Raw genomic sequence first — 8,789 nt, 5'->3', positions numbered from 1 at the left:
TTCGGGGACGCCGACTCCGGGACCGTACTCCTCCACCAGCACGTCCTCGGTGAGCCCGAGCTCGGACGCGGCGCGCTCGAGCAGACCGGTGAGCTGCAGCCTCTTCTCGTAGATCTGCAGCTCGAGGCCGTGGACGCTCTCGGTGACGGACTGGAGCCGGTCGCGCACGCTCCCCTCCTCGCGGCGGAGCCCCTGCAGCTCACCGGTCTGCTCGAGCGCGCCGCGTCCGAGCTCGGGCTCACCGAGGACGTGCTGGTGGAGGAGTACGGTCCCGGAGTCGGCGTCCCCGAAGAGACGGACGTGGAGCAGGAGCCGCGGCCCTACGTCCGCGAGGAGCAGCGCCGCCGCCTCGAGAAGGCCGAGAAGCAGCTCGGGCAGCTGGGCCGCGTCAATCCGCTCGCGCTGGAGGAGTTCGCCGCGCTGGAGCAGCGGCACGCGTTCCTGACCGAGCAGCTGGCCGACCTCACCGGGACCCGGCGCGACCTGCTCACCATCATCGAGGAGCTCGACGAGACGATGCAGACCGTGTTCGCCTCCGCGTTCGACGACACGCAGGCGGCGTTCGCGGACGTGTTCCCCGTCCTCTTCCCCGGCGGCACCGGCAGCATCCGCCTGACCGACCCGGAGAACCTGCTCACCACCGGCATCGAGGTCGCGGTGCGGCCGGCCGGCAAGAAGATCGAGCGGCTGTCGCTCCTCTCCGGAGGGGAGCGCTCGCTCGCGGCCGTGGCGTTCATGGTCGCCATCTTCAAGTCGCGGCCGAGCCCCTTCTACATCATGGACGAGGTGGAGGCCGCCCTCGATGACGCGAATCTCGGCCGACTGCTCAGCATCTTCGAGGACCTGCGCACCTCGAGCCAGCTGATCGTCATCACCCACCAGAAGCGGACCATGGAGATCGCGGACGCCCTCTACGGCGTCTCGATGCGGCAGGACGGCGTCTCGGCCGTCGTCGGCCAGCGCGTCGCCGCGCCCCCGGCCTGAACCCGCCTCCCCGACCGCTCGGAGGCGCGCCCGCCGGTAGCCTGGACCCATGGCAGAACGCACCTCCTGGTCGCTCGGCCGCGCACTGCGCGGCCTGTTCGAGAAGCGCACGATCGACGACCAGACCTGGGACGACCTCGAGACGGCGCTGATCACCGCCGACTTCGGCCCCGACATCACCGAGGAGATCGTCGACGACCTCCGCGCCAAGGTCGCCCGCTACTCCACCACCGACCCGCGCGACCTGCAGCGGATGCTCCGCGAGTCCCTCGAGGAGCGTCTGTCGAAGTACGACACGACCCTCAAGCTCAGCGAGCGCCCCGCCGTGATCCTCGTGGTCGGCGTGAACGGCGTCGGCAAGACCACGACCATCGGCAAGTTCGCCAAGTTCCTCCGCAACTACGGCCGGAGCGTCGTGGTCGGCGCGGCCGACACTTTCCGCGCCGCGGCGGTCGACCAGCTCGCCACCTGGGCGCAGCGCGCCGACGCCCAGATCGTCCGCCCGCAGCAGGAGCGCCAGGATCCGGCGTCCGTCGCCTTCCAGACCGTGCAGTTCGCGAAGGACACCGGCGTCGAGATGGTCATCATCGACACGGCCGGCCGCCTGCACACCAAGGGCGGGCTGATGGACGAGCTCACGAAGATCAAGCGCGTCATCGAGAAGCAGGCCCCGATCTCCGAGATCCTGCTCGTGCTCGACGCGACGACCGGTCAGAACGGGCTGAGCCAGGCCGAGGCGTTCATCGAGCACGCGGGCGTCACCGGCCTGGTCATCACCAAGCTCGACGGCTCCGCGAAGGGCGGCTTCGTCCTCGCGGTCCAGGAGCGCACCGGCATCCCGATCAAGCTCGTCGGCCAGGGCGAGGGCATCGGCGACCTCACCGGCTTCACCCCCCACGTCTTCGCCCAGCAGCTCGTCAGCTGAGCGGCCCCGCCCGGGACGACGCGCCGGCGCCGTCCCGGTGGCGGGCTACACGGCCTGCGAGAAGCCCAGTGCCGCGTCGGCGAGGTGGCGCAGGTGCTCCGGGACCGGCAGCCCCTTCGACTCCATCGAGCGCGCCCAGAGCCGGCCGGCCCGGTAGGAGGAGCGGACCAGGGGCCCCGCGAGGACGCCGAGGAAGCCGATGTCCTCGGCCTCCTCCTTGATCGCCACGAACTCCTCCGGGTGCACCCAGCGGTCCACCGGCAGATGCCGCGGCGTCGGGCGGAGGTACTGCGTGATGGTCACGATGTCGGTGCCGGCGTCGTAGAGGTCCTGCAGCGCCTGCGAGATCTCCTCCCGCTCCTCGCCCATGCCGAGGATGAGGTTCGACTTCGTGATCAGCCCCGCCTCCCGGCCCTGGGTGAGCACGTCGAGCGAGCGCTCGTAGCGGAAGGCCGGCCGGATGCGCTTGAAGATCCGCGGCACCGTCTCGACGTTGTGGGCGAACACCTCCGGCTCCGCGTCGAACACCCGCTGCAGGTGCTCGGCGCGGCCGGTGAAGTCCGGGACCAGGATCTCGACCCCCGTGCCCGGAGCCTGGGCGTGGATCTGGCGGATGGTCTCGGCGTAGAGCCAGGAGCCCTCGTCCGGCAGGTCGTCGCGGGCGACTCCGGTGACGGTCGCGTAGCGGAGGTTCATCCGCGCCACGGACTCGCCGACGCGCCGGGGCTCGTCCGCGTCGTAGTCCGCGGGCTTCCCGGTGTCGATCTGGCAGAAGTCGCAGCGGCGGGTGCACTGGGCGCCGCCGATGAGGAAGGTCGCCTCTCGGTCCTCCCAGCACTCGAAGATGTTGGGGCAGCCCGCCTCCTGGCAGACGGTGTGCAGCTCCTCGCTCTTCACCAGCGACTGCAGCTGCCGGTACTCCGGGCCCATCGAGGCCTTCGTGCGGATCCACTCGGGCTTGCGCTCGATCGGCGTCTCGGCGTTGCGGATCTCCAGCCGCAGGAGCTTGCGGCCGCCGGCCTCGGCGCTCACGCGGCGACCTCCTCGATGCGGGCGGAGAAGGCGGGGGCCGCCTCCGAGAAGCGCGCCGCCACCCGCGCCCGCACCGCCTCCATGGGCGGAGCCTCGCCGCGCTCGCGCTCGAGCGTGGTCACCCCGGCGTCGGCGATGCCGCAGGCGACGATGCGGGCGTAGGGCTCGAGGCTGTTCGAGACGTTGAGGGCGAAGCCGTGCATCGTCACGCCCGAGGCGACGCGGATGCCGATCGCGGCGATCTTGTCGGCGCCGCCGTCCCTCGGGATCCACACTCCCGAGCGCCCGTCGACGCGCCGCCCCTGCACGCCCAGGTCGTCGAGAGCGGCGATCAGCACGCCCTCCAGCGAGCGGACGTAGGCGACCACGTCGACGGGCTCGCCGAGCCGCACGATCGGGTAGCCGACGAGCTGGCCCGGACCGTGCCAGGTGATCCGCCCTCCGCGGTCGACGTCGACCACGGGCGAGCCGTCGTCCGGGCGCTCGTGCGCCTCGGTGCGCTTGCCGGCGGTGTAGACGGAGGAGTGCTCGCAGAGCACGAGGGTGTCCGGCCTCGAGCCCGCCACCACCTCGGCGTGCAGGCGGCGCTGCAGCTCCCAGCCGTCGGAGTAGTCCAGGGGGTCCGCGGAGTCGCCCGCCACCAGTGTCTCGATCACCGGGCCACCCTAGCCCTGTTCTTGGACCCGGACCAGTTAATCCGCTCCGTGGTGATCGCGCCTATCGCGAGCGGATCGGCGGCCCCGCCCGCCGACCCTCCGGGCCTCCGGTAGAATTCCGGGCATCATGGCTACTTTCGGCACCCTCTCCGATCGACTCGTCGAGACCTTCAAGAACCTCCGCACGAAGGGCAAGCTCTCCGCGTCGGACGTCGACGGCACCGTCCGCGAGATCCGGCGGGCCCTCCTCGACGCCGACGTGGCGCTGGAGGTCGTGAAGGAGTTCACCGGCAAGGTGCGCGAGCGCGCCCTCGGCGACGAGGTCAACAAGGCGCTCAATCCGGCCCAGCAGGTCGTCCAGATCGTCAACGAGGAGCTCGTCGCGATCCTCGGCGGACAGTCGCGCCGGCTCGAGTTCGCCAAGCGCCCGCCGACCGTCATCATGCTCGCCGGCCTCCAGGGCGCGGGCAAGACGACCCTCGCGGGCAAGCTCGGCAAGTACCTCGGCAAGGACGGCCACACCCCGCTGCTCGTCGCGGCCGACCTCCAGCGCCCCAACGCCGTTCAGCAGCTGCAGGTCGTCGGCGAGCAGGCCGGAGTCGCGGTCTACGCGCCGGAGCCGGGCAACGGCGTCGGCAACCCGGTCAAGGTCGCCCAGAACGCGATCCGCTTCGCGACCGACAAGCAGTACGACACGGTCATCATCGACACGGCCGGACGCCTCGGCGTCGACGCCGACATGATGAAGCAGGCCGCCGACATCCGCCGCGTCACGAACCCCGATGAGGTCCTGTTCGTCATCGACGCGATGATCGGCCAGGACGCGGTCGCGACCGCCAAGGCCTTCCAGGAGGGCGTCGACTTCACCGGCGTCGTCCTCTCCAAGCTCGACGGCGACGCCCGCGGAGGCGCGGCGCTCTCGGTCGCCTCGCTCACCGGCCGCCCGATCCTCTTCGCCTCCACGGGCGAGTCGCTCGACGACTTCGAGCAGTTCCACCCCGACCGCATGGCGAGCCGCATCCTCGACCTCGGCGACGTGCTGACGCTCATCGAGCAGGCCCAGTCCGCGTTCGACGAGGACGAGGCGCGGAAGATCGCCGAGAAGATCATGGGGGACACGTTCACCCTCGACGACTTCCTCGGCCAGATGCAGCAGCTGCGCAACATGGGCTCGATCAAGAAGATGATCGGCATGCTGCCCGGCGCGAAGGGCATGCGAGAGCAGCTCGACCAGTTCGACGAGCGCGAGATCGTGCGCACCGAGGCGATCATCCAGTCGATGACGAAGGCGGAGCGGGTCAACCCGAAGCTGCTCAACGGCTCGCGGCGCCTGCGCATCGCCCGCGGCTCCGGCATGACGGTCACGGACGTCAACCAGCTCGTCCAGCGCTTCGAGCAGGCCGCCAAGATGATGAAGACGGTCGCCAAGGGCGGCATGCCCTCGGTCCCCGGGATGGGCCCGGTGCCCGGCGCCGGCTACCAGGGCCGCCCGAAGCCGCAGAAGAAGAAGAGCAGCAAGTCCGGCAACCCCGCCAAGCGCGCGGCCGAGAACGCGGCGATCACCTCCGGGCCCCGCCCGGGCGATGCGGGCGGCTCCGGCTTCGGCCTGGGCGGCGGCGCCGGCAAGGGCGCCCAGCCCACGCCGGAGGAGCTCGAGCAGCTGCAGAAGCTCCTCGGGCGATGAGGCGGGTCGCGGCCGGACGCGCGGGCGGGATCCTCGTCCTCGCGGCCGTGCTCGGGCTCACCGGCTGCGCCGAGGGCTCCGGGGTCGACGCGATGACGGCGCCCTCCCCGGAGGACCTGGTCGGCCGCTGGGTGACGGGCGTCTCCTACGACGCGCCCGACGTGCCGTTCCTCCTGATCGCGGAGGACGGGACCTGGACGGGCTCCGACGGCTGCAACGGCGCGCAGGGCGAGTGGTCGATCGACCAGGAGGGCGCCCTCACCGTCTCGGCCGGGCCGAGCACGCTGATCGCCTGCGACGGCGTCGCACTGCCGATGATCTTCTCGGAGGCGGCGATGGCCTCGATCGACGGCGGACGGCTCCGCCTGTTCGACGACGAGGGGGCCACCGTCGTCAAGCTCGCCCGCTCCACGAGCGACGAGGCGCCCTCGGCGTCGCCGGACCCGGCGGGGGAGTAGCGCGCCGTCCCTCCGGGGGCCGCAGCGGGGATCCCCGGGAGGCGCACCGCTCGCTAGCGTGAGGGCATGACAACCGCACACGCGCGCCCCGTCCGCATCGGCGTCCAGATCGCACCGCAGCACGTCCCCTACGAGGTCATCCGCGACACGCTCGCCGAGCTCGAGGACCTCGGCGTCGACATCGCCTTCAACTGGGACCACTTCTTCCCGCTCTCGGGAGAGCCGAACGGCCTGCACTTCGAGGGCTGGAGCATGCTCGCGGCCTGGGCCGAGCAGACCAGCCGCATCGAGTTCGGCCCGCTGGTCACCTGCAACAGCTACCGGAACCCCGACCTCCTCGCCGACATGGCGCGCACGGTCGACCACATCAGCGCCAAGGGCGCCGAGGGCCGTCTGATCTTCGGCATCGGCTCGGGCTGGTTCGAGCGCGACTACGAGGAGTACGGCTACGAGTTCGGCACTCCCGGCTCCCGCCTCGACGAGCTCTCCGAGGCGATGCCGCGCATCCGCAGCCGGTGGTCGATGCTCAACCCGGCGCCCACCCGCGACATCCCGGTGATGATCGGCGGCGGCGGCGAGAAGAAGACGCTGCGGATCGTCGCCGAGCACGCCGACATCTGGCACAGCTTCTCGGACGTCCCGACGCTCGAGCGCAAGCTCGGCGTGCTCTCGGAGTGGTGCGGCCGCGTCGACCGCGACCCGGCCGCGATCGAGATCTCGACCGGCGCGAGCGTGCGCGGCGGTGTCGGCGACGCCTCCTTCGACGTGCTCGACCAGCAGTACGACCTGGGTGCCCGCCTGTTCACGCTCGGCATCACCGGTCCGGACATCGACCTCGCGCCCGTGCGCGATCTGCTCGGCTGGCGCGACGGCCGGAACAGCACCGCGCGCTGACCCGGCGGGGCGCCGTCACGGCGGCGCCCCGCGTCGGAGTCAGGCCGCCGGCGCGTCCGTCGCCTTCTGGCCGGTCGGCACCGCCCGGGCGAGGCCGGACTTCTCGGCCGCCACCTCGAACGCGTCGGCCAGGGCGCGCTGGCCCTCGACGGTGGGATGCACGCCGTCCTCGCCGAGCAGCCCGTCCTCGCGGAGGGGGTCCGGGTACTCGAGCGCACCGCCGCCGGCGGCCGTCACGGCCTCGACCAGCGCCGCGTCGTACTCGTCGAGATCGGAGGGGCGCGGGTCGGGGCCCCAGACCGAGTCGAGCGCGATGAGCCGGGCCGAGGGCGAGGCGGACACGATCGCGTCCACCGCCGGCCCGATCGCGGCGTCCACGTCCTCCGGATCCCAGCCCAGGTCGTTGCTGCTGGCGATCAGCACGATCGCGTCGGGCCGGGTGTCGGCGATCTCCTCCGCGCGGTCGCCGATCGCGACGCCGCAGTCGCCCGGTTCGATGAAGCCGCCGCCGTCGCAGCCCAGGTTCGTGACCTCCCAGCCGAGGTCGTCGCCGACGAGTGCGGGCCAGGCCTGCTCCGGATCGACCGTCAGACCGCGCACGATGCTGTCGCCGACGATCGTCACCCGGGAGCCGGCGGGCAGAGAGCCGCCGATCGAGAGCGGCAGCGGATCGGCGGTGACGGTCGGGAGGGGAGTGGCGGTGCCGGCGGGGGACGCGGTCGCCGGGCCGGTCGTCGTCGAGGACGAGCAGCCGGCGAGACCGAGGGCCAGTGCGCCGATCGCGGCTGCGGCGAGGAGGGCGGGACGTGTCATGAGCGGGGATCCCGGAGCCCGTCGCGCAGCTCGCCCGCGAGCGCCCGGACCACCGCCTTGAGGTCGCCGTCGTTCGCCGCGGCCGTCCGCAGCTGGCGCTGATAGCTCGCTCCCGCGACCAGGATCAGCTCGACGTCGCCGAGCTCCTTCACGCAGTCGAGACGCTCGGCGACCGGTGCGAGGGTGACGAGCAGGTCGCGGATGTCGTCGGTGACCAGGCGCTCCGCTCCAGCGGCGTCGAGGATGATCTCGGCGTCGAGCCCGTAGCGGGCCGCGCGCCACTTGTTCTCGCGCACGTACCAGGGCTGCATCGTCGGCAGGTCCTCGCCCGCGTCCAGCCGCGACGAGAGGTGCTCGACGAGGCACTGGATCAGCGCGGCGACCGCTCCGATCTCCTCCGCGGAGGAGAGGCCGTCGCATGCGCGCATCTCGAGCGTGCCCCACTGCGGCGAGGGGCGGATGTCCCAGCGGACCTCCGTGTGGTCGTCGATGACGCCGGTGCGCATCATGTCGTCGACGTACTCCTCGTAGTTCGCCCAGGCACCGAACTGCGGAGGCAGGCCCGCCGTCGGCAGCTGCTGGAACATCAGCGCGCGGTTCGAGGCGTAGCCCGTGTCGACCCCGCCCCAGAACGGGCTCGACGCCGAGAGCGCCTGCAGGTGCGGGTAGTAGTCGAGCAGGGAGTTGAGGATCGGCAGCACCTTGTCGCGGTGCTCGATGCCGACGTGCACGTGGATGCCCCAGATCATCATGTTCCGGCCCCACCACTGGGTCCGGTCGATGAGGCGGTGGTACCGCTCCTTGTCCGTGATGGCCTGGTCGAACCACTGCGCGAACGGGTGCGTGCCCGAGCACACGAGGTCGAGTCCCATCGGGTCGGTGATCTCGCGCACCTGCCGCAGCTGGTCCTGCAGGTCGGCGACCGCGTCGCGGACGGAGGTGTGCACGCCGGAGACCAGCTCGACCGTGTTGCGCAGGAGCTCGCCGGTGATGTGCGGGTGCGGGGCGCCGTCGTCGCTGCGGAGCGCCTCCAGCACCACATCGGCGACGTTGGCGAGATCGCCCGTCTGCCGGTCGACGATCGCGACCTCCCACTCGATCCCGAGCGTGGAGCGGTCTGATGCGGCGAAGCTGATCTCCATGGCGTGGTCCTCATCGGATCCGGGCGTCCGCCGATCGGGACGCGCCTCGCCATCCTGCCACCTGCGGCCGGGGCGGACGCAGAGCCCCGGCGGCGGCCTTCGGGGTCCCGCGCGGCCCGCTCCCGCGAGGGTGCCGCTGGTCGGCGGCGTGCCGGGCCCGCACCGGGGCGGTTTTTCTGGCAGAATGATCCGTCGGGTCCG

8 protein-coding genes and 1 pseudogene are annotated in these 8,789 nt (G+C 71.8%); 5 read left to right on the top strand and 4 right to left on the bottom strand.

Annotated elements, in window-relative coordinates:
* Together C5C74_RS07190 and ftsY are read left to right on the top strand one after the other, a co-directional pair.
* A pseudogene (locus tag C5C74_RS07190) lies at positions 1–984 on the top strand (AAA family ATPase); the annotation flags it as partial.
* Between the two features lie 49 nt (positions 985–1,033).
* Complete coding sequence (ftsY, locus tag C5C74_RS07185; RefSeq protein WP_104223920.1) at positions 1,034–1,909, top strand: signal recognition particle-docking protein FtsY; 876 nt, start codon at positions 1,034–1,036, stop codon at positions 1,907–1,909.
* Between the two features lie 45 nt (positions 1,910–1,954).
* Here the strand turns inward: ftsY and lipA are convergent, their stop codons facing one another.
* Together lipA and lipB are read right to left on the bottom strand one after the other, a co-directional pair.
* Positions 1,955–2,941 (bottom strand): lipoyl synthase, encoded by a 987-nt coding sequence (gene lipA, locus C5C74_RS07180; RefSeq protein WP_104226884.1) that lies wholly within the window; start codon positions 2,939–2,941, stop codon positions 1,955–1,957.
* Positions 2,938–3,597, bottom strand: a complete 660-nt coding sequence (lipB, locus tag C5C74_RS07175) for a lipoyl(octanoyl) transferase LipB (RefSeq protein ID WP_104226883.1) — start codon at positions 3,595–3,597, stop codon at positions 2,938–2,940. Before lipB ends, lipA begins: the two co-directional genes overlap by 4 nt.
* A gap of 127 nt (positions 3,598–3,724) precedes the next feature.
* Between lipB and ffh the strand changes: the two genes are divergently transcribed.
* The 3 genes from ffh (at position 3,725) to C5C74_RS07160 (ending at position 6,633) form a co-directional block, all read left to right on the top strand.
* Positions 3,725–5,281 carry a signal recognition particle protein gene (gene ffh, locus C5C74_RS07170; protein WP_104226882.1) on the top strand — a complete coding sequence of 519 codons (1,557 nt, stop codon included), beginning with the start codon at positions 3,725–3,727 and terminating at the stop codon, positions 5,279–5,281.
* On the top strand, positions 5,278–5,739 hold the full coding sequence (locus tag C5C74_RS07165; protein WP_104260572.1) for an META domain-containing protein: 462 nt from the start codon (positions 5,278–5,280) through the stop codon (positions 5,737–5,739). Before ffh ends, C5C74_RS07165 begins: the two co-directional genes overlap by 4 nt.
* Positions 5,740–5,805: 66 nt before the next feature.
* Positions 5,806–6,633: an LLM class F420-dependent oxidoreductase gene (locus C5C74_RS07160; RefSeq protein WP_104223915.1), complete on the top strand. Its 828-nt coding sequence runs from the start codon at positions 5,806–5,808 to the stop codon at positions 6,631–6,633.
* A 39-nt stretch (positions 6,634–6,672) separates the two neighbouring features.
* Here C5C74_RS07160 and C5C74_RS07155 read toward each other — a convergent pair whose 3' ends face one another.
* The gene (locus C5C74_RS07155; RefSeq protein ID WP_104238537.1) at positions 6,673–7,446 is read right to left on the bottom strand and encodes an SGNH/GDSL hydrolase family protein; all 774 of its coding nucleotides are present in this window, start codon (positions 7,444–7,446) and stop codon (positions 6,673–6,675) included.
* Entirely contained in the window at positions 7,443–8,588 is a 1,146-nt protein-coding gene (locus C5C74_RS07150; RefSeq protein ID WP_104267278.1) for a glutamate--cysteine ligase, read from the bottom strand. The genes C5C74_RS07155 and C5C74_RS07150 overlap by 4 nt, the downstream gene beginning before the upstream one ends.
* Positions 8,589–8,789: the final 201 nt, after the last annotated feature.

This window comes from Rathayibacter sp. AY1E8 (assembly GCF_002931415.1).
Taxonomy (GTDB): Bacteria; Actinomycetota; Actinomycetes; order Actinomycetales; family Microbacteriaceae; genus Rathayibacter.
The sequence above is the reverse complement of the archived record's forward strand: the minus strand, read 5'-3'. Positions and strand labels throughout refer to the sequence as shown.